Annotated in this window: 28 protein-coding genes and 1 tRNA gene; 10 read left to right on the top strand and 19 right to left on the bottom strand. The window is 62.3% G+C overall.

Annotated features, from left to right (window positions below; translation table 11 throughout):
• Positions 1-66: 66 nt before the first annotated feature.
• Positions 67-612, bottom strand: coding sequence for a PEP-CTERM sorting domain-containing protein (locus ACY34H_RS01640; protein ID WP_464975734.1), 546 nt, complete (start codon positions 610-612; stop codon positions 67-69).
• Between the two features lie 385 nt (positions 613-997).
• Here ACY34H_RS01640 and ACY34H_RS01635 point away from each other — a divergent pair, with 385 nt between their 5' ends.
• Positions 998-1,624 carry a PEP-CTERM sorting domain-containing protein gene (locus tag ACY34H_RS01635; RefSeq protein ID WP_464975733.1) on the top strand — a complete coding sequence of 209 codons (627 nt, stop codon included), beginning with the start codon at positions 998-1,000 and terminating at the stop codon, positions 1,622-1,624.
• Between the two features lie 650 nt (positions 1,625-2,274).
• Here ACY34H_RS01635 and ACY34H_RS01630 read toward each other — a convergent pair.
• On the bottom strand, positions 2,275-2,832 hold the full coding sequence (locus tag ACY34H_RS01630; protein WP_464975732.1) for a PEP-CTERM sorting domain-containing protein: 558 nt from the start codon (positions 2,830-2,832) through the stop codon (positions 2,275-2,277).
• A 500-nt stretch (positions 2,833-3,332) separates the two neighbouring features.
• Here ACY34H_RS01630 and ACY34H_RS01625 point away from each other — a divergent pair, with 500 nt between their 5' ends.
• The 3 genes from ACY34H_RS01625 (at position 3,333) to ACY34H_RS01615 (ending at position 4,259) form a co-directional block, all read left to right on the top strand.
• Positions 3,333-3,491, top strand: a complete 159-nt coding sequence (locus ACY34H_RS01625) for a hypothetical protein (RefSeq protein ID WP_464975731.1) — start codon at positions 3,333-3,335, stop codon at positions 3,489-3,491.
• 290 nt (positions 3,492-3,781) lie between these two features.
• A complete protein-coding gene (locus ACY34H_RS01620; protein ID WP_464975730.1) occupies positions 3,782-3,958 on the top strand; it encodes a hypothetical protein in 177 nt (58 codons plus the stop codon).
• Between the two features lie 7 nt (positions 3,959-3,965).
• Positions 3,966-4,259, top strand: a complete 294-nt coding sequence (locus tag ACY34H_RS01615) for a hypothetical protein (RefSeq protein WP_464975729.1) — start codon at positions 3,966-3,968, stop codon at positions 4,257-4,259.
• Between the two features lie 647 nt (positions 4,260-4,906).
• On the opposite strand, the gene ACY34H_RS01610 is transcribed toward ACY34H_RS01615, so the two are convergent.
• From ACY34H_RS01610 to petA, 6 genes are all read right to left on the bottom strand, one after another.
• Positions 4,907-4,982 (bottom strand) — tRNA-Thr (locus ACY34H_RS01610).
• 28 nt (positions 4,983-5,010) lie between these two features.
• A complete protein-coding gene (locus ACY34H_RS01605; RefSeq protein WP_464975728.1) occupies positions 5,011-5,508 on the bottom strand; it encodes a ClpXP protease specificity-enhancing factor in 498 nt (165 codons plus the stop codon).
• A 77-nt stretch (positions 5,509-5,585) separates the two neighbouring features.
• A complete protein-coding gene (locus ACY34H_RS01600; RefSeq protein WP_090436157.1) occupies positions 5,586-6,197 on the bottom strand; it encodes a glutathione S-transferase N-terminal domain-containing protein in 612 nt (203 codons plus the stop codon).
• Between the two features lie 129 nt (positions 6,198-6,326).
• On the bottom strand, positions 6,327-7,106 hold the full coding sequence (locus ACY34H_RS01595; RefSeq protein ID WP_464975781.1) for a cytochrome c1: 780 nt from the start codon (positions 7,104-7,106) through the stop codon (positions 6,327-6,329).
• Between the two features lie 27 nt (positions 7,107-7,133).
• Positions 7,134-8,546: a cytochrome b gene (locus ACY34H_RS01590; protein ID WP_464975727.1), complete on the bottom strand. Its 1,413-nt coding sequence runs from the start codon at positions 8,544-8,546 to the stop codon at positions 7,134-7,136.
• A 1-nt stretch (position 8,547) separates the two neighbouring features.
• On the bottom strand, positions 8,548-9,156 hold the full coding sequence (gene petA, locus ACY34H_RS01585; RefSeq protein WP_464975726.1) for a ubiquinol-cytochrome c reductase iron-sulfur subunit: 609 nt from the start codon (positions 9,154-9,156) through the stop codon (positions 8,548-8,550).
• Between the two features lie 227 nt (positions 9,157-9,383).
• On the opposite strand from petA, the gene mscL reads away from it, so the two are divergent.
• From mscL to ACY34H_RS01570, 3 genes are read left to right on the top strand one after another with little or no spacing between them, the layout of a single operon-like run.
• Positions 9,384-9,809, top strand: a complete 426-nt coding sequence (mscL, locus tag ACY34H_RS01580; RefSeq protein ID WP_464975725.1) for a large conductance mechanosensitive channel protein MscL — start codon at positions 9,384-9,386, stop codon at positions 9,807-9,809.
• 37 nt (positions 9,810-9,846) lie between these two features.
• Positions 9,847-11,013, top strand: coding sequence for a Do family serine endopeptidase (locus tag ACY34H_RS01575; protein WP_464975724.1), 1,167 nt, complete (start codon positions 9,847-9,849; stop codon positions 11,011-11,013).
• 8 nt (positions 11,014-11,021) lie between these two features.
• On the top strand, positions 11,022-11,717 hold the full coding sequence (locus ACY34H_RS01570) for a DUF2461 domain-containing protein (protein ID WP_464975723.1): 696 nt from the start codon (positions 11,022-11,024) through the stop codon (positions 11,715-11,717).
• A 3-nt stretch (positions 11,718-11,720) separates the two neighbouring features.
• Here the strand turns inward: ACY34H_RS01570 and ACY34H_RS01565 are convergent, their stop codons facing one another.
• A complete protein-coding gene (locus ACY34H_RS01565) occupies positions 11,721-12,635 on the bottom strand; it encodes a LysR family transcriptional regulator (protein ID WP_464975722.1) in 915 nt (304 codons plus the stop codon).
• 88 nt (positions 12,636-12,723) lie between these two features.
• Between ACY34H_RS01565 and ACY34H_RS01560 the strand changes: the two genes are divergently transcribed.
• The 3 genes from ACY34H_RS01560 (at position 12,724) to ACY34H_RS01550 (ending at position 15,007) form a co-directional block, all read left to right on the top strand.
• Positions 12,724-13,800, top strand: coding sequence for a tartrate dehydrogenase (locus ACY34H_RS01560; protein ID WP_464975721.1), 1,077 nt, complete (start codon positions 12,724-12,726; stop codon positions 13,798-13,800).
• A 202-nt stretch (positions 13,801-14,002) separates the two neighbouring features.
• Positions 14,003-14,209: a hypothetical protein gene (locus ACY34H_RS01555; protein WP_464975720.1), complete on the top strand. Its 207-nt coding sequence runs from the start codon at positions 14,003-14,005 to the stop codon at positions 14,207-14,209.
• A gap of 33 nt (positions 14,210-14,242) precedes the next feature.
• Positions 14,243-15,007, top strand: coding sequence for a GIN domain-containing protein (locus tag ACY34H_RS01550; RefSeq protein ID WP_464975719.1), 765 nt, complete (start codon positions 14,243-14,245; stop codon positions 15,005-15,007).
• Between the two features lie 62 nt (positions 15,008-15,069).
• Here the strand turns inward: ACY34H_RS01550 and ACY34H_RS01545 are convergent, their stop codons facing one another.
• The 10 genes from ACY34H_RS01545 to ACY34H_RS01500 are packed head-to-tail and all read right to left on the bottom strand — an operon-like array spanning position 15,070 to position 25,036.
• Positions 15,070-16,206 carry a LytR C-terminal domain-containing protein gene (locus tag ACY34H_RS01545; protein ID WP_464975718.1) on the bottom strand — a complete coding sequence of 379 codons (1,137 nt, stop codon included), beginning with the start codon at positions 16,204-16,206 and terminating at the stop codon, positions 15,070-15,072.
• Positions 16,207-16,220: 14 nt separating this feature from the next.
• Positions 16,221-17,159 carry a type II secretion system F family protein gene (locus ACY34H_RS01540; protein ID WP_464975717.1) on the bottom strand — a complete coding sequence of 313 codons (939 nt, stop codon included), beginning with the start codon at positions 17,157-17,159 and terminating at the stop codon, positions 16,221-16,223.
• Positions 17,156-18,124 carry a type II secretion system F family protein gene (locus ACY34H_RS01535; protein ID WP_464975716.1) on the bottom strand — a complete coding sequence of 323 codons (969 nt, stop codon included), beginning with the start codon at positions 18,122-18,124 and terminating at the stop codon, positions 17,156-17,158. The genes ACY34H_RS01540 and ACY34H_RS01535 overlap by 4 nt, the downstream gene beginning before the upstream one ends.
• 9 nt (positions 18,125-18,133) lie before the next feature.
• Complete coding sequence (locus tag ACY34H_RS01530) at positions 18,134-19,480, bottom strand: CpaF family protein (protein WP_464975715.1); 1,347 nt, start codon at positions 19,478-19,480, stop codon at positions 18,134-18,136.
• A 38-nt stretch (positions 19,481-19,518) separates the two neighbouring features.
• On the bottom strand, positions 19,519-20,694 hold the full coding sequence (locus tag ACY34H_RS01525) for an AAA family ATPase (RefSeq protein ID WP_464975714.1): 1,176 nt from the start codon (positions 20,692-20,694) through the stop codon (positions 19,519-19,521).
• Between the two features lie 13 nt (positions 20,695-20,707).
• Positions 20,708-21,298: a TadE family protein gene (locus tag ACY34H_RS01520; protein ID WP_464975713.1), complete on the bottom strand. Its 591-nt coding sequence runs from the start codon at positions 21,296-21,298 to the stop codon at positions 20,708-20,710.
• Positions 21,264-21,737, bottom strand: coding sequence for a hypothetical protein (locus ACY34H_RS01515; protein WP_464975712.1), 474 nt, complete (start codon positions 21,735-21,737; stop codon positions 21,264-21,266). The genes ACY34H_RS01520 and ACY34H_RS01515 overlap by 35 nt, the downstream gene beginning before the upstream one ends.
• Entirely contained in the window at positions 21,734-23,212 is a 1,479-nt protein-coding gene (locus ACY34H_RS01510; RefSeq protein ID WP_464975711.1) for a pilus assembly protein TadG-related protein, read from the bottom strand. Before ACY34H_RS01510 ends, ACY34H_RS01515 begins: the two co-directional genes overlap by 4 nt.
• Entirely contained in the window at positions 23,209-23,490 is a 282-nt protein-coding gene (locus ACY34H_RS01505; protein WP_464975710.1) for a hypothetical protein, read from the bottom strand. Before ACY34H_RS01505 ends, ACY34H_RS01510 begins: the two co-directional genes overlap by 4 nt.
• Positions 23,491-23,500: 10 nt before the next feature.
• A complete protein-coding gene (locus ACY34H_RS01500; protein WP_464975709.1) occupies positions 23,501-25,036 on the bottom strand; it encodes a type II and III secretion system protein family protein in 1,536 nt (511 codons plus the stop codon).
• Positions 25,037-25,042: the final 6 nt, after the last annotated feature.

Below are 25,042 nucleotides of genomic sequence, written 5' to 3'. Positions count from 1 at the left end.
AGAGGGACCGACAGCAAGCAGCCAGACTTTGACACGGGCGGGAAGTGCTGCCGTGTCAGTAAACGCTTAACGCGAGGCAGCGCGCTGTCGTCGGCGCGCTGCGAAGCCTACGAGACCGAGCCCGATAGCAGACATGGCAATACCTGAAGGTTCGGGAACAGAAGAAATAGAAACGACGGTAGACCTATTTGTACTCCACGGACCGCCAGTGGTGTTGTGCCATCCTGCCCCGGTAGCCGTTACATAAGCATACTCCGGCCAGTCTGAACTGCCGTCTGGAAAGTGGATCACGTGAGAAAGAACTATAACAAGATCGCTGTTGCTACGGTATTGAAAGTCGTGGATGTAGTATGTGTCTTGAGGCGTAGATGGACTAAGGAAATCGATTCCAATCCCTTGCAGCTTGCTAACTTCATCGACTGTAATCACCTGATCATTGTTCAGATCTTCTCCTGCAAAGCTGACTTCCAGCCTGGCTGAAGGGTCCCAGCAATGCCCATGCTCACCACACGCATAGTCTGCGCCTACAAAGGAAATTTCGACTGATACTGGCGCGGCGTAGCACGCAGCAGTAATTGCTGATAACAGCAAGCCTGCAAGAATCTTCTTCATTTTTCCCTACCTCAATTCAACAGAATGCTGGACCATATCCTATAATTGATTTTTTTTCAATATTACTATCCATGTGCAAGTTATGGAGGAGCGCCTCTGCGATCAGGCTTGCCACTTGCTGAGTCGGAGCTGCTAGGCGCACGCCTCCCGACAAATTGGCAGGGCCGGAAGCGACGATATAGAGGTGGCGCGGAAGTGGCGGGGACCACCTTCGCAGCGTGCATGGTTAAGCCATTTGCAGATTATTTAGAACATCGGATGTGGTCGTTGCGGTCGTTGCAATCTCTGTGTCGGGTGTTGTGAAAAGTCTACGCCGGAAGCCGTGAGCAATAAATTTCCACGACTATCAAGTTATATTACATATATAAGCCTAAAAGCACAGTGTATGCTGTCCTTTCAAATTTTTTTTGGAGAGATCACTATGCAAAAAATAATGCTTCCCATGCTATTGGCAGTTGCAACAACGGCGCAAGCTGCTTCGGTAACCGGCTCTATAACGGTCCAGGGAATGCAATTTCAATACTTTTTGGGGGACACCCCATGGGAGGGTGGTTGGCAGCCGTCAAATATATTGGTGGCGAATTTCACTGGCGACGATGTCGATGGGAACAGCATCATTACAAAGAATGAGCTGACCAGCCTCGTCGTCAATGGTGGTAATATCTTCTATGACATGAATTTCCTCGCGCCGGATGACGATCGGCACGCATACCGTATTACTGACTTCACATTTCGCGGGGCGCAAGAGTACTCCATCGTCGCCGAATATCGCTGGCAGTACGAAAACCCCCCAGAGGGGTCGGGTGGTAGCAGCCTTAACCTGACGCAGGACGGGCAGAAGTGGAGCGCTTTCAACTTCGATTATGATGAGTACAGATACAGTAGCACGAGTGAGACCGTCGTCACTGTGGTTTCATCCGTTCCAGAACCGACTACGATAGCTATGCTGGGGCTGGGACTATCCATCGTTGGATTGGGCGTTCGACACCGTAGGCGAGCTGTCATGCGTTGACGGCCTTATCCGCAGCTATCAGGTCAAATTCGCAACCGCCGAGTGCACACTAGGCGCTAGTGTGCGTCGAGCGCCATGTTTCCGCCATGCATCCTATTTCCCATATCCTCAGTTTTTAGCCCGAAAATCTCTGCTAAAGAACGTTTGCATAATCGCCAGTTTTCCGCTGCTGATTCCATGTGGCAGCGTCAATCCATCATACCGCTTTGCAACACTACTACTGCGCAGCAAGCATTCTACGTAATGTCAGCTGTCGTACACAGCCGATCAAGAACCTAAAGGAAGATCGATATCACTCGAAATAACCGTAATCGACTGGCGCGGAAGCGGCGCGGGACACTTTACCTTCGTACCCCGCATGGCAATGCGGTTTGCAGATTATTCGGGATCGTCCGCTTTCGTACGAACTCCGCCAGGTGCTTGGCGAGCGACTTATCGCTCGCTGCGCGAAAGACGGTCGGATGATGGCATTCGATAAGGCCGCACTGGTCCACCCGAAGTGGTGGTTCACCAATATAGGCCGCCCAATTGGACACAGCGACCAAGGTCAATATTCTTTCAGAATGGACAGTGCGGAAATGCTGGTGCCTGCAACAAATAGCCAAGCTGTGGCACGAGCATGGGAGGTCCTGCCGCGCAGGGACGGAAGCTCAATGTTGCGCAGCGCGCGCCCGGCGGCGTGACGAAAGGCCTGCTAGGCCAAGACCAATAACAGACATGGCCACTCCGGAAGGTTCTGGAACGGAAGAGACAATGGAAATGGTAGTTGCATACGGGTCTGTAGTCCATGACTTCATCTGCCCATTGTCGACATACCAATGCGCATCGGTAGCCGATAGGCTGATGAGTCGGTCCTCAGTCTCCGTTCCATCTGGTCGCGACTTCGTATAAACGAGGTACATGGTTAGATCTTCATTGCTGCGATATCGAAAGTCGAAAATTCTGAATTTTTCCTGAGAAGAGTTTGGTCTAAGAAAATCTATCTCGAACGCTTGCAGTTTAGTAAGCTCATCAAAAGTAATGAATTGGTCATTGTTTAGATCTTGTCCAGTAAAGCTGGCTTCCAGCCTGGCTGACGGGTCCCAGATCCCATCCCCTATAACGTTCTCGGTTATTGCCCCTTGGAAGCTAATTTCGACGGCAACTGGTCCGGCGTAGCACGTGACAGCACTTGCCGACAGCAGTAATCCAGCGATAACGTTTTTCATTTTACTCCCCTCGTGTCAACAGAAAGGTTGACGATATAAGGTTTTTTCTTATTTTGCAACATGGCTATCATTCTGGAAGTTGCAGGGTGAAACTCACAATAGGTGATATTTATAAATGCACTTGATCTACGTGACGCGAAAGTGGCGCCGTATGCATACGCAGGCACACCGGCATGCAGATTGCAGATTATTCGGGAACATCAGTACCGGCAGGGCGGCAAACTTTTTATAGGGAATCCTTTCCACCCGGCAATCTTCATTTGTTGATGCCGAGATAAAATGAAGACTGGTTTACCGGGGAGGAAAACCATGAACGATCGTCTGTTGAATCAGCTCTGCCTGGATTGGGCCCACTGGTACTACACGCGCCGCTTCTACAACGCACCTGGAGGAAAATCGCAGCTTGGCGTTATGCAGCCAAGCAACTGCGCGAGCCGCCGGATGCTCGCAGCAACGCCGATCTGCAGTTCTTCAACATGGCGGTGCACACGCTGGAGGATATGAAGGAGCACCACGATGCGATGGTGTACTTCAACCTGTATTACGTCGAGCAGGCCGACAACATCAAGCGAAAGGCCGACGAGCTGGGCATCAGCCGGCCCACGTACTACAACCGCGCCAAAGCCTTTGCAAGGCGTACGTACTGGCGTGGAGCCTGAAGGCCGTGCACAATGGCGGCGCTGGATCGCCAGTTATGCGGGCCGGCGTAGCAATGCAGGCCACTGTATAAAGATGCGGTTAGACAAATTAGTCCGTGACTCGCCTTTACACAATGGCCTAAAATCGCCTCAGTTTCGATAGTCTGAAAAATATCGCCGAAGCAAATTGCTACTTACGAGATACGTCTGAGCACCTGAACGCCCGCGCTTCACACCGCGGGCGTTTTTGCGTTTGGCGGCGAATTCTTCCCCGTTGATGTCGCCGAACCCACCCATTCCCGCGAGGCTCCATGACCACTACTACGCACCTGACGAAGGAATCGGTGCGCGCGTTCATGGAGCAGCGCATCTTGTCGCCCGACCCGCCGCCTACCCCGGACGAGATCCGCCGCGCGCTGGGTTGGGATCTGATCCCTGAAGCTCGACGCCCTGATCGGCCGGGCAACCTGAACGACATCGACGCCTGAGGATCCCATGCGCTTATCCGCCTACCACGGCCACCCGGACTATAAGCCGGAGTGGCTGCCCTGTTACGTCTTCCTGGATGGCGAGCCCCTCGACGGCTGCACGCACGCCGACGATGAGCGCGGCCAGGTGGCCGTGTGGGCGCGCGATCGCCACGGGAATACCATCCTCGACGGCGACCAAGTCGTCACCGAGATCCTGGCCGGCAAGGTTGTGTTTCGACGCGACTGGAAGCACGTCGAGGCGATCGGCTTTGACGCCTGGATGCGTGACCGCATCAAACCGCACATCAGGAATTTATGAAAAGGACATCCGCATGACGATTCGACTGCTCGCCAAACACGAGAAATACGCCGCAAACACTATCGTCACGCTCGATGCCGCAACTGAGGCAGGCTTGCTCGCGGTCAAGCTGACCACTGCGGATCTGACCGGCGGCGTACCATACCGCCGCCGACCGCTCCGAACCAGCTCTATCAGGTGCTCGTCGAGGTTGATGCCACCGGCAAGCCGGTCGGTATTGTAGGCGGCCCAGGGGGGCGGCCGCTCTCGCTGAACGACGCACTGCGCTTCGATATCCTGTCCGCGGGGTCACCTGGGGCGATTCGCTCGCCGATATCGCCACCGCAGATACGCACGACCTGACTCGGGCCGATGTCGTCTTGTGGAACAGCAAAGATCTGCGCTCCGCCCGGATGGGGGCGAACATGCTGATATAGTCTGGCGGCAAGCTGATCCCGGTGGCGAACTGCGGGCTGGGCGGCACCACGTCGACGCAGATCCTCGCGCGGGACGATGCAGCCCCCGGCGTGAACCGCCGCGGCGCCGCTGATGCCGCAGCGCTGCGTGCGCGGGTACAAGACCTTCGGGAAAAACCTACACAGTGCCTACATGACGTCCAGATAGCAAAAAGCCCAACCATAAAGGCTGGGCTGAGTGCTTTATTTTACTGGTGCCGGCTGCCGGTTTCGAACTGGCCACCTGATGATTACAAATCAACTGCTCTACCAAATGAGCTAAGCCGGCGTGATCTGAACAACAGCGAAATTATACGCTATTTGATGCGGGTCAGGGTGGGCCGGCCGCCCTTCTTGGGACCGTCGCCGCCATCGTCCGGCCCGTTGTCGTCGGACTTGGCCGGTACCGCGGCAGGTGCCGGCGCCGATGGCGATGGCACGGAAGACAAGGTCGGCGCGGGCGGTTCGGCCGTGGGCGCGGGAACCGGTGCGGAAGACTGGCCCAGCACGGGTTCGAACGCCATGCCCTGCCCGTTCTCGTTGGCGTAGATCGCCATCACGTTATTGACGGGAATAAAAATCTCGCGCGACACACCACCGAAACGGGCGTTGAAGCGGATGCTGTCGTTGTCCATCTTCAGCCCGGCCGTGGCGCCGTAGCTGATGTTCAGCACGATTTCGCCCTTCTTCACGTACTCCATCGGTACCGTGGTCGCGGAATCGACCTTGACCGCCAGGTAGGGCGTGTAGCCGCTGTCCGTGCACCACTCGTAAATGGCGCGCAGCATGTAAGGCTTGGTAGAAATTTCTGCCATGATTATTCTTGGAAAGCCGACGCCCCTGCTAGGGACGCCGGTACTGCACAAGCTTCCGCAAATCCGCCGAAGGCGAATTACCGGCGCATCACTTTCTCGGACGGCGTCAGCGCTTCGATGTAGGCCGGACGCGAGAAGATGCGTTCGGCATACTTCATCAGCGGCGCGGCGGTCTTCGACAGTTCGATGCCGTAGTGATCCAGGCGCCACAGCAGCGGCGCCACGGCCACGTCGAGCATCGAGAATTCGTCGCCCAGCATGTACTTGTTCTTCAGGAACAATGGCGCCAGCGTGGTCAGGCGGTCGCGGATTTCAGCGCGGGCCTTGTCGTGGCTCTTGTCGTTCGTCTTGTTGCGCTCGCTTTCCAGCGTGTGCACGTGCACGAACAGTTCTTTCTCGAAGTTGAACAGCATCAGGCGGGCACGGGCGCGCATCAGCGGGTCGGCCGGCATCAGTTGCGGGTGCGGGAAGCGCTCGTCGATGTATTCGTTGATGATGTTCGATTCGTACAGGATCAGTTCGCGTTCGACCAGGATCGGCACCTGGCCATACGGGTTCATCGTCGAGATATCTTCCGGTTTGTTGAACAGGTCAACGTCGCGCACTTCGAAATCCATGCCTTTTTCAAACAGGACCAGGCGGCAGCGCTGGGAAAATGGGCAGGTGGTGCCCGAGTAGAGAACCATCATGTTGGTAGTTCCTTAAGAAAACAAAGGGGGCGAGACCGCGAACGGTTCACCCCAGTTGGCCGCGCGGCATGGTTAACGCGCGGAGCAAAAACGAGACCTTACCAAAATCGGCAAGCAGAAATCAAATTTTTATTTGACTTCTTTCCAATACGCGGCATTTAACCGCCACGCCAGGAAGGCAAATACCGACAGGAACAGCAGCACGGCCACGCCCAGCCGCTTGCGGGTCTGCGCGGCCGGCTCCGCCATCCATTCCATGTAACCGACCAGGTCGGCCACGGCGGTGTCGAACTCGAGCTGGCTCATGGTACCGGGTGTCACCTGCTGGAAGCCGGCGAACTTGTGGATCGTCTTGGTGGCGTCGTGCGGATCCTTTTCATCGACCCACTTTGCCGCCTGGACGCCCTGCAGTTGCCACAGCACGTGCGGCATCGCCACGTTCGGGATCACCAGGTTGTTGAAACCGGTCGGCCGGGTATCGTCCTTGTAGAAGGTGCGCAGATAAGTATACAGATAGTCGCCACCGGTGCCTGCCGGACCGGATTTCGCGCGCGAAATCACGGAAAGATCGGGCGGCACCACGCCGAACCAGGCCTTGGCATCCTTGGCCGGCATGGCGGTGGTCATCAGTTCGCCCACCTTCTCGCCGGTAAACAGCAGGTTGTTGCGGATCTGGTCTTCCGACAGGCCGATATCGCGCAGCCGGTTGTACCGCATCGACGACGCGTTGTGGCAGTTCAGGCAGTAATTGACGAACAGCTTGGCGCCGTTCTGCAATGCCGCCATGTTCGTCGACCGGTCCGGCGCCCGGTCCAGCGGGTGGCCGCCCTCGGCCCCGACTGCCAGGGCCGGCAGCAGCGTCGCCAGCGAGAACAAGGTCGAGGCGAAAAACTTCTTGGTGAAATTCATCATTCGTGTCCTTTGCCGATGGCCGGTTCAGTGTGCATGGAAGACAACGCGATCGGGAACCTTCTTGAAGGTGCCCATCGTGCTCCACCACGGCATCAGCAGGAAGAACGCAAAGTAGTACAGCGTGGCCACCTGCGACACGATCGTGCCGATCACCGACGGTGCCTGCGTGCCCAGGTAACCGAGCGCCACGAACGCGACGGCCAGCAGCGCAAACAGGTATTTGTGCCAGGACGGGCGGTAGCGCATCGATTTCACCGGCGAGTGATCCAGCCACGGCAGGAACGCCAGGATCATGACGGAGCCGCCGAAGAACACCACGCCCCAGAATTTCGCGTCCAGCACCTGCGGCAGCATGCCGATGATCGCCACGATGGCGATGACGGCGATGATCACCTTGGTGAGGTACGCCAGCTTCGACTTCAGCCACAGGAAGCACACGTACGCGGCCACGGCAACCATCAGCACCCACATGAAGTCGGCGGTGGTGGCGCGCAATACCGAGTAGAACGGCGTGAAGTACCAGGTCGGCGCGATGTGCAGCGGCGTCTTCAGCGGATCGCCCGGCAGGAAGTTGTTGTACTCGAGGAAGTAACCGCCCATTTCCGGCGCGAAGAACACCACGGCGGAGAAAATCAGCAGGAATACCGAGACGCCGAACAGGTCGTGCACCGTGTAGTACGGATGCGACGGGATCGAATCGACCGGGTGGCCGTCCGGCCCCAGGTTTTCCTTCACTTCGATGCCGTCCGGGTTCGACGAGCCCACTTCATGCAGTGCGATCAGGTGCGCGGCCACCAGGCCCAGCAGCACCAGCGGGATGGCGATCACGTGGAAGGCGAAGAAGCGGTTCAGCGTGGCGTCGGAGACCACGTAGTCGCCGCGGATCCACAGCGACAGGTCCGGGCCGATCAGCGGGATCGCGCCGAACAGGTTGACGATCACCTGCGCGCCCCAGTACGACATCTGGCCCCACGGCAGCAGGTAGCCGAAGAAGGCCTCGGCCATCAGGCACAGGAAGATCGCAAAGCCGAACAGCCAGATCAGCTCGCGCGGCTTGCGGTAGGAACCGTACAGCAGCGCACGCGTCATGTGCAGGTAGACGACGATGAAGAAGGCCGACGCGCCGGTGGAGTGCATGTAGCGCACCAGCCAGCCCCACGGCACCTCGCGCATGATGTATTCGACGGAGTTGAAGGCCAGGTTGGCATCCGGCTTGTAGTGCATCGTCAGGAAAATGCCCGTCACGATCTGCAGCACCAGCACGAACATCGCCAGCGAGCCGAAGATGTACCAGTAGTTGAAGTTCTTCGGCGCGTAGTAGCGGCCCCACTGGTCGTTCCACAGCTTGGTCAGGGGGAAGCGGTCGTCGATCCAGCCCAGCGCCTTTTGTGCCGCCGGCGCATCGGCCGGCAGTTTCGTCTCCTTGAACGCGCCCATGTTATGCCTCGCCTTTCTCGTCTTTGCCGATCAGGATGCGGGTGTCGCTCAGGTACATGTGGCGCGGCACGACCAGGTTGTCCGGCGCCGGCTTGTTCTTGAACACGCGGCCGGCCAGGTCGAATGTGGAGCCATGGCAGGGGCAGATGAAGCCGCCGGCCCAGTCATCGGGCAGCGACGGTTGCGGGCCAGGGGTGAACTTGGTGGAAGGCGAGCAGCCGAGGTGGGTGCAGATGCCGATGGCGACGAGGTACTCGGGCTTGATTGCGCGCGCTTCGTTGATGCAGTACTCGGGAGTGAATTCGTCGGGATTGCGCTCGGAACCGGGGTCGGCCACCTGGCCGTCGGTCTTCTTCAGCGAAGCGAGCATTTCAGGCGTGCGCCGCAGGACCCAGACCGGCTTGCCACGCCATTCGACCGTGACCATTTCGCCGGGCGCGAGGGAGGAGATGTCTACTTCGACCGGCGCGCCCGCGGCCTTGGCGCGCTCGGAGGGTTGAAACGTACTGACGAGAACGCCTGCAGTGCTGAGTCCTACCACGCCGCCGGCGGCACAGGTGGCTACTAACAGACCTCGCCGGCTGGGATCGACCTGCTTCTCAATGCTCATACAAACCCCAATCTTATAAAAATTCGAATATTTGTAAAGCGACAACAGACCTACAGCAACACAAAATTATAAGTGAACATAAACACTCATCAAAGCGAAAAGCTTGCAATAGTAAAAATGGTCGCCATGTTGCGGCGCACTGTAAACGCCCACCCTCACCGCTTGGGCTCGGTATCGAAAAGACAGTATGATCCGGGAGTAACAACTACCATTCATAGAGGATCGCCATGGGCATGATGAACGAATTCAAACAGTTTGCGATGCGGGGTAACGTGATCGACCTGGCAGTGGGCGTGATCATCGGCGCCGCGTTCAGCAAGATCGTCGATTCGCTGGTGCAGGACATCATCATGCCGCCCATCGGCAAGCTGATCGGTGGACTGGATTTCGCCAACTACTACGTGGCGCTCAACAACCAGGATCCGAACCTGCCGCTGGCCGAAGCCAAGAAGCTGGGCGCGGTGCTCGCCTACGGGAATTTCCTCACCATCCTGTTAAACTTCCTCATCCTGGCGTTCGTGATCTTCCAGATGGTGCGGCTGGTGCATAAAGCCCGCCAGCGGCTCGAGGAACCGTCGAAGCCGTCGGAGCCGGCACCGCCGGCGGAAGACGTGCTGCTGCTGCGCGAGATCCGCGACGCCCTGAAAAAATAACCGAGCGGCTTCGAGCCGCCATCCCTGTAGGAACGCCATGCAACGACTGTGGTTATTGTTTGCGCAAGCGGTGACCATCGTGCTGGCACTGTATTTCGTTTATTCCGCGATGCGGCCCGACTGGCCGCCCGCGCGCCCCGGCACGATACAGCAGCTCGGCACGGCGGCTCAGCCGGCCTCGGCCATGGTGGCCGCCCCCGCGCCCACGCCGAACTCGTTCCGCGCCGCTGCGGACCGGGCGATGCCGGCCGTGGTCAACATCCTGACGTCGAAAGCAATGCCGGAAAAACATCCGCTGCTGCGCGATCCGTATTTCAAGCGTTTCTTCGGCGACCGCGGCAATGACGACAGCGAGGAAGAGGAAGACGATCCGAACAGCCTGGGCTCGGGCGTGATCGTCAGCCCGGATGGCTATATCCTCACCAATTACCATGTGGTGGAAGCGGCGGACGAGATCGAGGTCGTGCTGGCGGATGGCCGCAAGTCTTCCGCCAAGCTGGTGGGCACCGATCCGGAAACGGACCTGGCCGTCATCAAGATCGAGCTGAAACAGCTGCCGGCAATCATTCTCGGCAACGCGGATGGCGCCAGGGTGGGCGATGTGGTGCTGGCGATCGGCAATCCGTTCGGCGTAGGCCAGACCGTGACGATGGGCATCATCTCTGCGCTGGGCCGTAACAACCTGCACATCAACCATTTCGAAAACTTCATCCAGACCGACGCGGCGATCAACTTCGGCAACTCGGGTGGCGCGCTGATCGATACCAACGGCAACTTGCTCGGTATCAACTCGGCGATCTATTCGCAAACGGGCGGCTCGGTGGGCATCGGGTTCGCCATTCCGGTCAGCACGGCAAAGACGGTGATGGAATCGATCATCAAGAGCGGCCACGTGGTACGCGGCTGGATCGGCGTGGAATCGCAGGAGATCACGCCGGAGCTGGCGGACAGCTTCGGCCTGCAGCGCGAGAGCGGTGCGATCATTGCCGGCGTGGTGCGCAACGGCCCGGCCGACAAGGGCGGCATGAAGCCGGGCGACATCCTGCTCTCCGTCGATGGCAAGCCGGTGCGCGACACCACCGAGATGCTGAACCTGATTGCCCAGCTGCAGCCGGGCGGCAAGGCGAAGATGCGCGTGCTGCGCAAGAACCGCGAGTCCGAACTGGCGATCACCGTGGGCAAGCGCCCAGTCCCTAAAAAGTAGAGAAATCAATGCATCTGCGTGACCTGAACGGCTACCTGCAAGAGCTGGCCGAGAACAACAACCGTCCGTGGTTCGTGATGAACAAGCCGCGCTACGACATCCTCCGCGAAGAGTTCCTGGAACTGGTGACGCAGGTGATTGCCGAAACGGGCAAGTTCGACCGCGAGGTCAAGTTCTGCAATCCGAAGAAGGCGATCTTCCGCATCAACCGCGACGTGCGCTTCGCCCACGACAAGAGTCCCTATAAAACAAATTTCTCTGCCGCGCTGGCGCCCAGCGATTTGCGGCGGCCGAGCCAGTCCGGCGGGCCCACCTATTACTTCCAGCTGAACGGGCACGGCCAGTTGCAGTTCGGCGCCGGCGAATACATGCCGCCGCCGCACCGGCTGCGCGCGCTGCGCCGGCACATGGTCGACGATGCGGCGGGTTTCCGGAAAGCGTTGAACAGCCGGGGCCTGAAGGCCACCTACGGCACGATCCAGAACGAAGGAAAGCTGCAGCGCCCGCCGAAGGGCTTCGACCCGGAGCACGAGCACATCGAGTTCATCAAGCTGAAGAGCTTTTTCGTGTGGACCGACGTCGACCTGGACCTGAACGATCCGGATGCGCTGGTGCCGATGATCGCCGGCGGATTCAAGGATGCCCTGCCGCTGGTACAGTGGATGCGTGCCGCCAGGGTGGATGAAGAGGACGAAGCCGCCTGATCATCAGATCGCGGCAGCCTCCTGCTGGCTGCGCAGCCATTCCTCGAGGAACTCGACGCACACCCGCAGCCGTGCCGACGTCGACAGGCGCGATGGATAGATCGCCCACACGTCCGCCGGCTGCTCGTATTCCGGCAATACACGCACCAGTTCGCCGCTGGCGAGCGACGGGCCCACGTCCCACATGGAGCGCAGGATGATGCCGTGGCCTTCCAGCGCCCAGCCGTGCACCACTTCGCCGTTGCTGGCCGACAGCGGGCCGCTCACCTTCACCGTTTCCATCCCGCGCGGCCCCTGCAGGGCCCAGCGTCCGAAGTCCTCGTTGCGCTCGCGGATCACGATGCAGCGGTGCGAGGCGAGCTCCGCCAGCGTGGCGGGAACGCCATGCTCCGCGAGGTAGGCCGGCGCCGCGCACAGTACCCGTGCGTTACGGGCAATGCGGCGCGAAATCAGGTGCGGCTCGTGCGCCTGGCCGACGCGAATGTCGAGGTGAAAATCCTCGCCGATCAGGTCGACTGACCGGTCCAGCAGTTCCAGCTGGATTTCCAGGGCCGGGTAGCGCTTCGCCAGCGCGGACAGCGCGGGCGACACGCGGTTGCGGCCAAAGCCCGAACTGGTGCAGATCCGCAGCAGGCCGGCAGGTGCGATCTTTTCGGTCGACACCGCCTCCCCCATCTGTTCGACGTCCTCCAGGATGCGCAGCGCCCAGCGATGGACTACCTGGCCCTGTTCGGTCAGCGCCAGCTTACGGGTGGTGCGATGCAGCAGGCGCACCCCCATCACCGTTTCCAGCACGCCGATACGCTTGCTCACGAAAGCGTTCGACACACCGAGCGCATGCGCCGTGGCAGTGAAACTCTTCAGGCGCGTGACGGTGCAGAACAGCTGCAGGTCGTCCAGCTCGGGCATATTTTTCACGATTCGTGAACAGTCGAGTAACGGGAAGTCAGATTATATCCATTTCGTAAAAGCGATATGCTGGACGCATTCCATCAAAGGAGATTCCATGAAGACTCAACGCATCGCCGTCATCGCCGGAGACGGCATCGGCAAGGAAGTCATGCCGGAGGGCCTGCGCGCCTTGCACGCCGCGGCACGGCGCTTCGACCTGCCGCTGGAGTTCACCACGTTCGAATGGGCCAACTGCGACTACTACCGGCAGCACGGCAAGATGATGCCGGACGACTGGTTTGCCCAGCTGAAGGACTTCGACGCAATCTATTTCGGCGCGGTCGGCTGGCCGGACACGGTGCCGGACCATGTTTCGCTGTGGGGCTCGCTGATCCAGTTCCGCCGGCAATTCGACCAATATGTGAATTTGCGCCCAGTGCGGCTGATGCCGGGTGTACCGTGCCCGCTGGCCGGCAAGCAGCCGGGCGACATCGACTTCTACGTGGTACGCGAAAATACCGAAGGCGAATATTCGTCCGCCGGCGGGCGCTTGTTCGAAGGCACCGACCGCGAGACCGTGCTGCAGGAATCGGTGTTTACCCGCAAGGGCGTGGACCGCATCCTCCAGTACGCATTCGAACTGGCGCAGTCGCGCCCGAAGAAGCACCTGACCTCTGCGACCAAGTCGAACGGCATCTCGATCAGCATGCCGTACTGGGACGAACGCGTGAAGGCCATGGCGCCGTCGTATGCCGATGTGAAATGGGACCAGTACCACATCGACATCCTGTGCGCGCGCTTCGTACTGAGCCCCGAGCGCTTCGACGTGGTGGTTGCCTCCAACCTGTTCGGCGACATCCTGTCCGACCTCGGTCCGGCCTGCACCGGCACGATCGGCATCGCGCCATCGGCCAACCTGAACCCGGAGCGCACGCTGCCCTCGCTGTTCGAACCGGTGCACGGCTCGGCGCCGGACATCTACGGCAGGAACATCGCCAACCCGGTCGCGATGATCTGGAGCGGCGCGATGATGCTGGACTTCCTCGGCAATGGCGACGCACGGTTCAAGGCGGCGCACGACGCCCTCATGGCGGCGATCGAACAGGTGCTGCGCGACGGGCCGCATACGCCCGACATGCGCGGCCAGGCTTCCACCACGCAGATGGGCGAGGCCATCGCCGCGCTTCTCTGACAGTCCTCTCCGGGCGTCTTCTTCCGGCTCATCGGCAGGCACCGGCCGGCGCACCCACGGTGCGCCGGAAACGCAGTTCATCTCGCGAAAACCGCCGTTCGTCGCATCCGCATGGTGGACGAACCGCGGGCTCCCTATAGTTCAATCAACGCAGCACACAACCCCAACGCCGCACTGACTGAACACCTCAAAGGAGAGCATCATGAACATCGCCAAACACATGGAAACCATCTTCCTCGCCGCCGCCGTCATCGTCGGTGCGAGCAGCATGGCCAGTGCCGCCGTCGCCCGCATCAACCATGCGGCACCGGAGCCGAAGGTCTACGCGGTTGCCGTCGAAGGCGCGCCGATGGCAGTCGTCAAGGTCAGCGCAAAACGCCTGAGCGCCGCGGAAAAAGCCGCGCTGTAAGCGCCACGGCCACCTGAACGAACGGAGACCCTGATGCACAAGTTTGTCAACGCAACGATGATGGCCGTGGCCCTGTATGCCAGCGCAGGAAGCACGGCCCAGGCGGCCGACATCATCAGCGAGTCCCGCGCCGTCGATGCGCGCATCGTGAAGGTGGTCCTGGATGGCGTGATCGACCTGAAGCTCAAGCAGGGCCCGCAGGCGGCGCTGGTGATCTCGGGTGAGCGTCGCTACCTGCCGAAGGTCGTGGTGACCCAGCGCGGCGACACGCTGCGCATCGGCACCGACCTGCAGGGTATCCATCTCGGCCGCCCGGCGCTGCGCGCCGAACTGACGCTGCCGAACCTGGCCGAACTGGTATCGGCCGGCGTCGGGTCCGCCGAGGTGAACGGCTTCGCCGGAGAACGGCTGCGCGTTGCGCTCGATGGCGCGGGCACCGTGCACATGCAGGCGCAATACCGCAACCTCGATGCCAACCTGAACGGCGCCGGCAGCATGACCGTGAATACGGGGCTGGCGGAAAGCGTGGCACTGAACCTGCGCGGTGCCGGCCAGATGGTGGTCAGCGGTGAAAGCCGCAAGCTGCGCGCACGCCTCGGCGGCGTCGGCAGCCTCGATGCGCAGGGCCTGAAATCGGACAGCGTCGATGTCGACATGACCGGCCTGGGCGGCGCTACCGTGTTTGCAAGAACTTCCGCCAACCTGCGCCTGACCGGCCTGGGCTCGGCCACCGTGTATGGCCGGCCCGCAAGCCGCAGCGCCAGCGCGCGCGGCCTGGGCCACGTGAATTGGCACTGAGCGGGCACTGAGCCGGCACTGAGCCGGCATTCGCCGGCCCGCAACAACGGCACCGTTCCGTGTCAGGGGGCCTGCATGGCGCCTTGCGCGGGTATTTTCACCGCTGGCGCGGGAACCGCGCGCTGATCCCAGCCCAGCACGATGCGCAGGTCGCTGCGGGCAGCACCCTCGGCCAGCAACTTCGGCGCAGGAAGGCCGAGCCGACTGGCCAGCGCACGTGCCACCGCGCCCATTTCGGCATCGCCGCGGTACTCGATGCGCGTCATCGGCACCGCATACGGTTTTTCATTTGTCAGCCGTACCGATTGCCATGCGGGCCCGGCCAGCCGGCGTTTCCAGGCCGCCGCCATGCCTCGCGCGCCGTTGCCATTGCTGATCTCGAGCCGCACGCCCCGATAGCCGCCGTTGCCGTGGGAAACCTCCCCGTCATCGCGTTTGCCTTGTGCGAGCGGCTGCTGCGCAGGGCCGCCAGCAACAACAGGAGCAGCAGCCGCCATGGTGTGCACCTCGATCACGGCGCCGGTTTGCCGCAGTTCGGTGCGGGCAAGGCCCTCGGGCCACGGACTCGGCTCCGGTACCTTGTTCACCGCCACCGTGGGCGCACGCACGCCGGTCAACGCATAGTCGTGGCGGATATCGTGCATCCGCAGCGCGTGCGCCTGTTTCTTCATCTGCCCCGCACGTTCTCCCTGGCCTTGCGCTTCGAGCACGCTGGCCAGCTGTTCCCATGTGCGCGGCTGATAGGGATCCAGCACGCAGGCCTTCTCCAGCAGCGCTACCGCTTCGCCGCGTTCACCCTGGAGGTACAGCGCATAGCCCAGGTTCCCGAGCAGGAAAGCCTGTTCGACCGGCGGCAGCGCCTTGGCTTCTGCGACCAGCGTGCGCCACAAGGCGATCGCCTGGCGAAAGTTGCCGCGCTCGGCGAACAGCACGGCCATGCCGTTGCGCGTATCGGCATGGCGCGGGTCGAGCCGCAGCGCCGCGTCCCAGGCACGTTGCGCGGCATCGAGCCGGCGCGCCGCGTGCTCGGCGCGGCCGATCGCGTAGTACCCGTCCGCACCCACCGCCGGTACCGGCACGGTATGTTTCGTCAGCGCCGGCTGGCGGCCGCCACAGGCCAGCAGCAGCGCCCCGATACATGCGGCAGCCGCCATCCGGCCCGCGCGCGGTGTCCAGGGTTGTGTCTTGATGATGCCCATATCGCCTCCGTTGATTACTGGCCGGACATTGCCGGCAAGACCACTTTCACCATGCGGATACCTGCCGGCCCCATCAGCACCAGTATCAGTGACGGGAACATGCAGAAGATCAGCGGAAACAGCAGCTTCAGGCCGATCTTGGCGGCCATTTCTTCTGCCAGCAGGGTGCGCTTGTGCCGCAAGCTGTCGGCGTGCACCCGTAGCGAATCGCCCATGCCGGTCCCGAAACGCTCGGCCTGGATCAGCATCGCCACCAGTGTGTCGACATCTTCCACACCGCTGCGCAGCGCGAAATTGCGCAACGCCTTTTCCTTGGAAAAACCGGCCCGCATTTCCATCAGCACGAGCTGGAGCTCCTGCGCCAGCACGAAGCTCTTGACGTCGATCTCGGCCGCGACCTTCGTCAGCGCCCGCTCCATCGACAGCCCTGCCTCGACACAGACTGTCATCAGATCGAGCGCATCGGGAATGTTCTCGAAGATGTCGCGCTGACGCCGGCTGGCGGTACGAACCAGTACGATGTTCGGCAGGTAATAGCCCACCGCCGCGCTGAAGAACAGCACCAGCATGAAACTGTTGCGCGCATCCGCCATGCTGCCGACCAGCAGCAGCGCGAGCAGCGCCGGTATGCCGAGCGACAGCGCGGTCTTGGCGGCGAAATACAGGGTGGGTGCCGACGAGCCGCGCCAGCCCGCATTGATGAATTTCGTGCGCAGCGGCGAACGTTCCCACCCTTCCTCGGGCAATGACAGCTTGGTCAGCGGCTTGGCCACGCGGGCCACGCGCTCGACCCATTCGCCTTCGCCGCGCTTGACCGGCTCCTCGGGTACGCCGCGAAACGCATGCAGCCGCTCGCGCAACGGAACCGGCGAAAAAATCGCCAGCGCAGCCAGTACCAGGCCGGCCACGACGACGAACACGATCAGCAGGAATACGAGTTGGTGCCCGTTCATACGCGAATCCTCACGACGTTACGCATCCAGAAGGCGCCGGCCGCCATCGATCCGCCGGCAAACCACAACATCCTGATACCGAGCGGATCGGTCCACAACAGGCTGATATAGCTGTAGTTGGCCAGGCTCATCAGGAAGAGCATGGCGAACGGCAGCAAGCCGAGCACCCAGGCCGACATGCGCCCTTCGGCCGACAGCACGCGCACCTGCCCCTGCAGCTTCAGCCGGGAACGTGTCAGCCGGCTGACGTTGCCGAGCAGCTCAGCCAGGTTGCCGCCCGATTCACGCTGGATCAGCACGGCCAGCACGAAGTAGCGCAGGTCGGTCAGCGGGATTCGCGCGGCCAGGTTGTGCAGCGCCTCGCTCATGGGCGCGCCGTAGTTGACCTCTTCGTACGTGGCCTTGAACTCAGCGCCGATCGGCTCCGGGATTTCGTCGCCCACCATCTTCAGCACGTTGGAGAACGAGTGGCCAGCGCGCAGTGCGCGCGCCAGGAAGTCGGCCGCCTCGGGCAACTGGCTCTCGATCTTCCTCATCCGCTTGCCGCGGGCACGCAGCAGCAGCCAGTACGGTGCGCCGATGGCGCTGGCCACCATCACGCACGCCGGCAGCAGCGGCAGTTTCAGCACCAGCAGCAGCGTGAAACAGGGCAAGGCAAACGACCAGGCGAGGAATTGCCCGACCTGCCAGCGCCCGCCGGCCTGCAGCAGCAGCCGGTCGAGCAATGCCAGTTGGGGAATGCTGCGCAGCCAATGCTCCAGGCCGGGCGACGCGGCATAGCGGCGCTGCTTCAGGATGCTGATCCGCTCGCTTCCCTCGACGCGGCCGGACATCAGGTCGAGCCGGTGCGCGATACGCCGCGCGCTGCGGCCGTGGCTGGTGCCCCACCACATCCACGCCCCCTCCACCATGAAAATGACGGCAGCGAATACCAGGACCGCGAACGCGGTGAATAACATATCCATCGCCGGCTCCTATTCGAACACGCGGTCGGGATCGAACACATTGTCGGGCACCGGCATGCCGAACATCGCCAGCCGGTCGGCGAAGCGAGGCCGTACGCCGGTGGCGAAGAAATGGCCCAGTACCTTGCCGACCGCATCGACGCCGGTCTGCTCGAAGCAGAAGATTTCCTGCATCGCGATCACGTCGCCTTCCATGCCGGTGACTTCCTGCAGGCTGACGAGCTTGCGCGCCCCATCAGTCAGCCGCGATACCTGCAGCACCACGGTCACTGCCGAGGCAATCTGCTGGCGCGCGGCACGCGGCGTCAGGTTCACGCCGGACATGCCCACCATGTTTTCCAGCCGCGTCAGCGCATCGCGCGGGGTGTTCGAGTGAATCGTCGCGAGCGACCCCTCATGGCCGGTGTTCATGGCCTGCAGCATGTCGAGCGCCTCGGGGCCGCGCACTTCGCCGAGAATGATGCGGTCCGGCCGCATGCGCAGCGCGTTGCGCACCAGCGCACGCTGGTTGACTTCCCCCTTGCCCTCGATGTTGGCAGGGCGCGTTTCCAGGCGTACCACATGCGGCTGGCGCATTGCCAGCTCGGCGGCATCCTCGATTGTCACGATCCTTTCGCTCGCCGGGATGAAGCCGGACATCACGTTGAGTAGCGTAGTCTTGCCGCTGCCGGTGCCGCCCGAGATCAGGATATTGATCTTGGCGTGGCCCAGCGCCTGCAGTACCTGCATCATCGGCGGCGTCAGGCTCTTGTACTCGATCAGGTTCTGCATCGTCAGCGGGTTGACGGAGAAGCGCCGGATCGACAGGATCGGGCCATCCACCGCCAGCGGCGGAATGATGGCGTTGACACGCGAGCCGTCCGGCAGCCGCGCGTCGACCATCGGGCTCGATTCGTCCACCCGGCGGCCTACGCGGGACACGATCTTCTCGATGATCTTCATCAGGTGGGCGTTGTCGTTGAAGGTCACGTCCGTCAGCTCGAGGCGGCCGGCGCGCTCCACGTATACCTTGGCGTGCGTGTTGACGAGGATGTCGGAAATGCTGTTATCGGACAGCAGGCGCTCCAACGGGCCGAAGCCCAGCATTTCATGCTGGATGTCGAGCACCAGCCGGTGGCGCTCGGTCTGGTTCAGCACGATCCGTTCATCTTCGATGATGCGCTGGACCAGCAGCGCCAGCTCGTGCTTGAACTGTTCGGCCGTCAGCCGCTTCAGGCGTTCCAGGTCGATGCGGTCCAGGATCAGCTGGTGCATCATGGCTTTCAGCTCGAGGTAGGCAACCTGCGACTGGGCAGGCAGCGCGGCGGAAAGCTGGCGGGAATCCTCCGCCACGGCGAGGCGTTCGCGCAGGCTCATATGGTTCTCCTTGGAAGTCGGGTTCGGTCAGGGTTCGGTCAGGCTTCGGCCAGGCTGCGGCCGAACAGCCGGTCGAACAGGCCTTTCGATTCCGTGACGCGGCGCTCCGTCACCACTTCCACCAGGTCCGCCAGGCTGCGTGCGACCAGGCTGCCGCGCGACAGCTGCAGCACGGGGATGCCCTGGTTGACCGAGTCCGTCGCCGACAGGTAGTCGTTCGGCACGGTGTGCACCACGTCCGCGCCCAGCGCCTGCTCCAGGTCAGCCAGCCGCAGCTTGCCACCCTTTTCGTAGCGGTTGACGATCAGGCGCGTGCGCTCCATCGGGTAACCCAGCGAGCGGAAGATGTCGAGCAGGCGGCGCCCGTCGCGGATATCCGGCAGCGCCAGCTGCAGCACCGGGTAGATCGTGTCCGCATTGTCGAGTGCTCGCAGCGACAGCGCGTCGATCTGGCGGCCCACGTCCAGCACGATGAAGTCGTAATGCTGGCGCGCCACGCGCAGGATGGTTTCCATGTGCTCCGGCTTCATGCCGGCCGCCTTGGCCGGATCGTCGGCCCCGGCCAGTACGCCGAAGTTCGGCGTCACGTGTACCAGGCATGAATCGAGGAAGGCGCCATCCACGCGGTTGATCTGGGCGCAGACATCGGCCAGCGTCATGGCCGGCTTCTGGTCCGACACGTACAGCGTGGCATCGCCGAACTGGCCATGCATGTCGATCACCAGTACCTTCCTGTCGGCCAGTGTCGCCAGCGCATAGGCGAAATTCGTTGCCAGGAAGGTGGCGCCGCTGCCGCCCTTGCAGGCGATAAAGGACAGCACCTTGCCGTCGCGCATCCGCGTGACGCCGGTTTCGATCTCGATGCGGTCCATCGCTTCATGGAAAGCACGGTGTACCAGCGGCAGCTGCAGTACCTCGCGCATGCCGGCCCGCATCGCGCGGATCAGCAGATCGTGGTGCGCCTCGCGCGCCAGCAGCATGAAGCGTGCGTTCGGATATTGCCGTGCGAGTCTTTCGACGATTTCCCATTCGCCCGGGGCGATGCCTCCTGCATCGAAAATCACCAGGTCGGGCGGATCGGCCAGCGGCCGTTCGGCGGCGTCGCGCAGACCCTGGCGCGACGCCACCAGTTGCAGTGCCGGCATGCGCGCCGAACCCTGCGCGGCGATCTCGGCATGCAGCAGGCTATCCTTGCTGATCATTAGTGCTTTCATGGCATGTTTTCCTTCATTCAAGAACGTTGTTCTCGCCAGGGATGTAACCAAGCGACTCGGCCTTGACGAGGGTGGCCGAGGGAGGGATCGACAGCGATCCGAAGCCGGGAACGATGCCCAACATCGGTCGATAGGGCAGCGGCGTGCAGGCGCCACCCGGGCCGGTCGTGCCGCAGATGCTGGCGCGTACCAGCCGGATGCACGGCCCGGCGTGCGGGCTGAGGGCACAATTGACGAGGTTCTGCGCCGGGGAAGGCGGCCGGGCGATCCCGGTCACCGTGCCGTCGGCCGCCTGGCCCAGGTACTCGATGCGCAACTGCGCGGTACCGAGTTCCGGCAGCAGCGGCAGCGTGCCATTGCCGGAGGTGAACAGCGCATGCGCGCGGATCTCCGCCATTGCGGTGTCGTCTGCAAAATCCGTCACCGCCGCGGCACGCGCCGCCACCCGCGTGACATCCTGCACGGTATTGAGCACGTACAGCAGGCGGGCAACCTCGAGCGTGCCCAGCATGATCAGCAGGAACGCGCCGAGCACGAGCGCCAGCTCGATGGTGACGATGCCGCGGGCGTCAGTTGGTCGACACGGCGGGAAAGGTAGTGGCATAGGTTTGAGTGGATATGGAACTGATCGTGAGTGCTTCGGGAATGACGTGATGGAAATCGCTGTCGAAGATCGTGTCGCGGAAATAGATAGTTGCGTCGACCTGGATGGATCCGAAATTGTTGTCGGCGCAAATTCTCCCGCCGCACGTGACTGAGAATGTTTCACTGTCTGGCTGCATGTCGATGCCGGCGGATGCGGTGACACCGTACAGAGTGTCTTGCGCAAACGCCTTGAGGGCGTTCGCCCCGCCGACGAGCGTCGTTCTCGGCAAGGTGGCAACGATGCGGTTGGTGTTCGCGACACCCTTCGTGAGCGCGACGGCGTGCCAGGTCAGGCGGCCGACAAGCACGATCATGGCCAGGACGACGATGCTGAACATGGTCACGACCGCCATCTCCATGGCGGCGATGCCGCGCTCGCGGTACAGTCGGCGGTTCATCGGATCAACTCCACGCTGCCGAGCAGCCTGTTCTCGTCGGCGATGCTGACGAAACCGGAGAATTCGCCGGGCACCTCGGTGGCACTGGCCGGGGCGCTCAGGAAGAACATGCCATAGGCAAGCACGACTGCACTCGTGATGTCCGCGCCGTCGGCCGCACTGCATTGCAGCAAAGGAATATGCATCAGCCGGCGCCCTTCCACGGCCGGCCTGCGGGGAGCTGGCTCCGTGTCGTAGGTGCTTCCGTTCCTGTCGGCAAAATATGGCGCAACCACGGGCCAGAACTGCGGCGCGGGATAGATCGATGTGGACGGATACAGCACATCCCAGGAGTTGACGATCCTGGCATTGCCGGGAGTACGGGGGCTGCGGAACGCCCACCGAACGCCGTACTCGGTCGGCGCAGGTTTCAGGGCCAGCAAGGTCGCCGGCGACACGTCGGCGACGGTGGCGAGTTCGGTACCGATCACTCTTGACGCGGCGCTGGTGTTGACAGGCTTGTCCTGTTGCCAGACGGCGCCTGCCTGCGCGTAGCTCATGATGTTGATGTCGGGTGGTGCCGCGTCACGGGTGCAGTCCAGCGAGACGTTGCCAGCGCCGCCATACAGGTTGAAGCGGGAATTGAGCTGTGTTGCAAAGCCAAACGCCTGCTGCCTGGCGATCCTCAGCCTGCCGGTGCCGATGCGGGGATAAGCAAGCGTGCCGGAGCACATGAACGGCGCCATCACGGTAGCCGTCATGACGCCCGGGCCACCGCCCTCGCCCGGTGGCGTCAGTGGATCCACATAGTAGAAGGCCGGCTCCGTGCCATGGGGATTCAGCTTCAGCAGGTTATAGGTGACTCCCTGGCGGAAACCATAGGCTACCCGCTCGGAAATGTTAGCCTTGGCGGACATACTGATACGGGTCGCGTTGGGATCCGTGTTCCGCGCGCAGATCGCCAGCGGTGTCACGTTCAGCGAGCGGCGGCCAGCCACGGCAACCGGGCGCACGTCGAACGCCGCCATGCCGCCGAAGATGCCCATCAACAGCGGTTGCCACTCGCGTACGCCGGCGCCCAATGCGCCGATATCGATGCGGACGTACAGCATGTCGGCGGCCGACCGCCCCGGGGTGGATCCAATGCCGTCTTTCGGCAGCCAGTCTCCCTCCGCGGCATACGGATCCGCGCTGAAGCGCAAGATGTCCGTCACCATGTCATCTTCGCTAACGCCGGGCAGCGCGGAGGCTTTGAGATAGACCTCCGCGTCGGCGGCTGCCAGGCCGGTAGCCCTGCCGTTCAAGCGGTATGCCGCGCTGATGGCCATGTTGTCGGCAAAAGTCTGCAACTGGGCGCGCCGCATGTAGACAACGCCCAGATCGACGACCAGCCCGGTGAACCCCAGGATGAGCATGAGCATCAGCGCATACAGGACCATGATCACGCCGCGCGGGCGGCGCGCGAACGCCGGGAGCGGTTTCATCGCGGGGTTCATTGCGCACCACTGACGCCGATGGTGAACGTCGATTGCGCGGGCGGCTTTTCAGCGAACGATTTCTGGTAGCGCAGCTGCGCCGCGGCCGCGCTATGGCCATCCAGCCCATTCGCCGGCCGGCTGTCGCGGCCGGCACCGGGGTGGATCACCTGCTGCGCGAACGCGGCCCGCGTCGCATCGCCGAAACGGGCGTCCCACTGTGGGGTGGTACGCATGATGGCCTCGCCGCAACCGGCAAGCGCACACACCATCGTTGCCATGATCAATCGGGTTTTCATTGAAATCTCCTTACTTCAGCTGGAACGCGGAAGGCTGCGCGGACGAAGGGCCTGGGGGCTGCGCGGGCGGGGCTGCCGGGCTGGCAGGCACGTTGGCTTCCATCTTGCCGATCATGAACAAGTTGGCACCGCGGGCCGGCTGCAGCGCATCGGTCGGCAATGCCACACCCGGCGGCAAAGGCTTGACCAGGTGCGCGGTGATCACGAACAGCAGCTCGGTCCGGTCTTGCTGGAAATCGGTGCTGCGGAACAGCGAACCGAGCACCGGCACCTCTCCCAGCACCGGCAGCGCGCCGATATTGCTGACCTGGTTATTGCGGATCAGGCCGCCAATTGCAAAGCTCTGGCCGTCGAACAGCTGCACGGTCGTGGTGGCGCGGCGCGTCGTGATCAGGGGCAGGATTGCGGCACCGTTGAGGCCGCTGGCAGTCAGCCCGACCCCGTCGCGCGACAGTTCCGATACCTCCGGGGCCACTTTCAGGCTGATCCGGCCGCCAGCCAGCACCGTGGGGGTGAAGCGCAGGCCGACACCGAATTCCTTCTCTTCCAGCGACACCTTGTTGTTGTCCTGGGCGACCGGGATGAAGATCTTGCCGCCCGCCAGGAAGCTGCCTTCCTGGCCGCTGATCGCCATCACCGTGGGTTCGGCCAGCATCCGCACCAGGCCATGGTCGCGCTGCGCGTCGAGCCGCAGGGCGTTGAGCGGCGACTTGGACAGTTCCAGCCCGCCTTGCAAGGTTCCGCTGAGGAAGTTCGACACCAGCGAGGCCGTCCATTCACCGCCGCGCAGGCGCATGGCCGTGCCGGCTTCCAGCTTGTCGAGCAGGGTCTTCGATACTTCGGCGATTTTTACTTCGAGCATCACCTGCTGGGGCGCACTGACGCCCAGCATGTTGACGATGCGCGCGCCGCTGGCGCTGTTCTGCGCCGCGCCGCCGGCGCCGCCGGCATCGCCATCCTTGCCGCTGGCCAGCGGTCTCGTTGGCCGCCGCACGTAGGCCTGTGCCAGTTCCACCACGCGCGACAGTGTGGTGCCGTCGGACACGGTGCCGCTCAGCACCACCGTATCGGCAGCGGCGCTGACGCGGATGTCTTTTTCGTCCGGCAAGAGCGCCGCCAGGGAGGCCTGCAGCGCCGACACATCCATCGCGACGGTTACTTCGATCACGCTGCAGGCACCGCTCCTGACCTGCACGATCATATTGGTGCTGCCGACATCGGCGCCGGCCAGGTACAGCGTATCGGGTGCCACTGCCATCGCCTGCAACACGGCCGGATTGCCGACACTGCGGTTGACGATCGTTTCCGGCAAGCGCAGCAGCGTGGACTTGCCGAGCTGCAAAGCGAGCTGGCCGGGTGCGGCGGCCTGGCCGCGGCAGCGCGGGCCGTCGACCCGTTCGGCGGCTGGCGGTTTGCGGGCGCCCGGCTCGGCCAGCGGGACGCCGGTCACGGCCGCCGCCACGGGTAGGACCTGCACGGATGATGCCGCACCGGCGTGGACTGTTGCCGACAGGCCGGCAAGCAGCATTGCGGAATAGAGTTTCATGTCAGC

The organism is Pseudoduganella sp. jia 9 (assembly GCF_055502615.1).
Note: the sequence above shows the minus strand (reverse complement) of the source record. Positions and strands in the feature narration are given on the sequence as shown.

Coding starts and splice junctions, on each gene's coding strand:
- ACY34H_RS01525 (WP_464975714.1), bottom strand. CDS start 20,694: ATGAAAGCACTAATGATCAGCAAGGATAGCCTGCTGCATGCCGAGATC.
- ACY34H_RS01550 (WP_464975719.1), top strand. CDS start 14,243: ATGCACAAGTTTGTCAACGCAACGATGATGGCCGTGGCCCTGTATGCC.
- ACY34H_RS01560 (WP_464975721.1), top strand. CDS start 12,724: ATGAAGACTCAACGCATCGCCGTCATCGCCGGAGACGGCATCGGCAAG.
- ACY34H_RS01505 (WP_464975710.1), bottom strand. CDS start 23,490: ATGAAAACCCGATTGATCATGGCAACGATGGTGTGTGCGCTTGCCGGT.
- ACY34H_RS01515 (WP_464975712.1), bottom strand. CDS start 21,737: ATGAACCGCCGACTGTACCGCGAGCGCGGCATCGCCGCCATGGAGATG.
- ACY34H_RS01500 (WP_464975709.1), bottom strand. CDS start 25,036: ATGAAACTCTATTCCGCAATGCTGCTTGCCGGCCTGTCGGCAACAGTC.
- ACY34H_RS01545 (WP_464975718.1), bottom strand. CDS start 16,206: ATGGGCATCATCAAGACACAACCCTGGACACCGCGCGCGGGCCGGATG.
- ACY34H_RS01630 (WP_464975732.1), bottom strand. CDS start 2,832: ATGAAAAACGTTATCGCTGGATTACTGCTGTCGGCAAGTGCTGTCACG.
- ACY34H_RS01535 (WP_464975716.1), bottom strand. CDS start 18,124: ATGGATATGTTATTCACCGCGTTCGCGGTCCTGGTATTCGCTGCCGTC.
- ACY34H_RS01570 (WP_464975723.1), top strand. CDS start 11,022: ATGCATCTGCGTGACCTGAACGGCTACCTGCAAGAGCTGGCCGAGAAC.
- ACY34H_RS01540 (WP_464975717.1), bottom strand. CDS start 17,159: ATGAACGGGCACCAACTCGTATTCCTGCTGATCGTGTTCGTCGTCGTG.
- ACY34H_RS01530 (WP_464975715.1), bottom strand. CDS start 19,480: ATGAGCCTGCGCGAACGCCTCGCCGTGGCGGAGGATTCCCGCCAGCTT.
- ACY34H_RS01640 (WP_464975734.1), bottom strand. CDS start 612: ATGAAGAAGATTCTTGCAGGCTTGCTGTTATCAGCAATTACTGCTGCG.
- ACY34H_RS01615 (WP_464975729.1), top strand. CDS start 3,966: ATGCGCTTATCCGCCTACCACGGCCACCCGGACTATAAGCCGGAGTGG.
- ACY34H_RS01635 (WP_464975733.1), top strand. CDS start 998: ATGCTGTCCTTTCAAATTTTTTTTGGAGAGATCACTATGCAAAAAATA.
- ACY34H_RS01605 (WP_464975728.1), bottom strand. CDS start 5,508: ATGGCAGAAATTTCTACCAAGCCTTACATGCTGCGCGCCATTTACGAG.
- mscL (WP_464975725.1), top strand. CDS start 9,384: ATGGGCATGATGAACGAATTCAAACAGTTTGCGATGCGGGGTAACGTG.
- ACY34H_RS01620 (WP_464975730.1), top strand. CDS start 3,782: ATGACCACTACTACGCACCTGACGAAGGAATCGGTGCGCGCGTTCATG.
- ACY34H_RS01625 (WP_464975731.1), top strand. CDS start 3,333: ATGAAGGAGCACCACGATGCGATGGTGTACTTCAACCTGTATTACGTC.
- ACY34H_RS01590 (WP_464975727.1), bottom strand. CDS start 8,546: ATGGGCGCGTTCAAGGAGACGAAACTGCCGGCCGATGCGCCGGCGGCA.
- ACY34H_RS01575 (WP_464975724.1), top strand. CDS start 9,847: ATGCAACGACTGTGGTTATTGTTTGCGCAAGCGGTGACCATCGTGCTG.
- ACY34H_RS01520 (WP_464975713.1), bottom strand. CDS start 21,298: ATGCCACTACCTTTCCCGCCGTGTCGACCAACTGACGCCCGCGGCATC.
- ACY34H_RS01555 (WP_464975720.1), top strand. CDS start 14,003: ATGAACATCGCCAAACACATGGAAACCATCTTCCTCGCCGCCGCCGTC.
- ACY34H_RS01510 (WP_464975711.1), bottom strand. CDS start 23,212: ATGAACCCCGCGATGAAACCGCTCCCGGCGTTCGCGCGCCGCCCGCGC.
- ACY34H_RS01595 (WP_464975781.1), bottom strand. CDS start 7,106: ATGAATTTCACCAAGAAGTTTTTCGCCTCGACCTTGTTCTCGCTGGCG.
- petA (WP_464975726.1), bottom strand. CDS start 9,156: ATGAGCATTGAGAAGCAGGTCGATCCCAGCCGGCGAGGTCTGTTAGTA.
- ACY34H_RS01600 (WP_090436157.1), bottom strand. CDS start 6,197: ATGATGGTTCTCTACTCGGGCACCACCTGCCCATTTTCCCAGCGCTGC.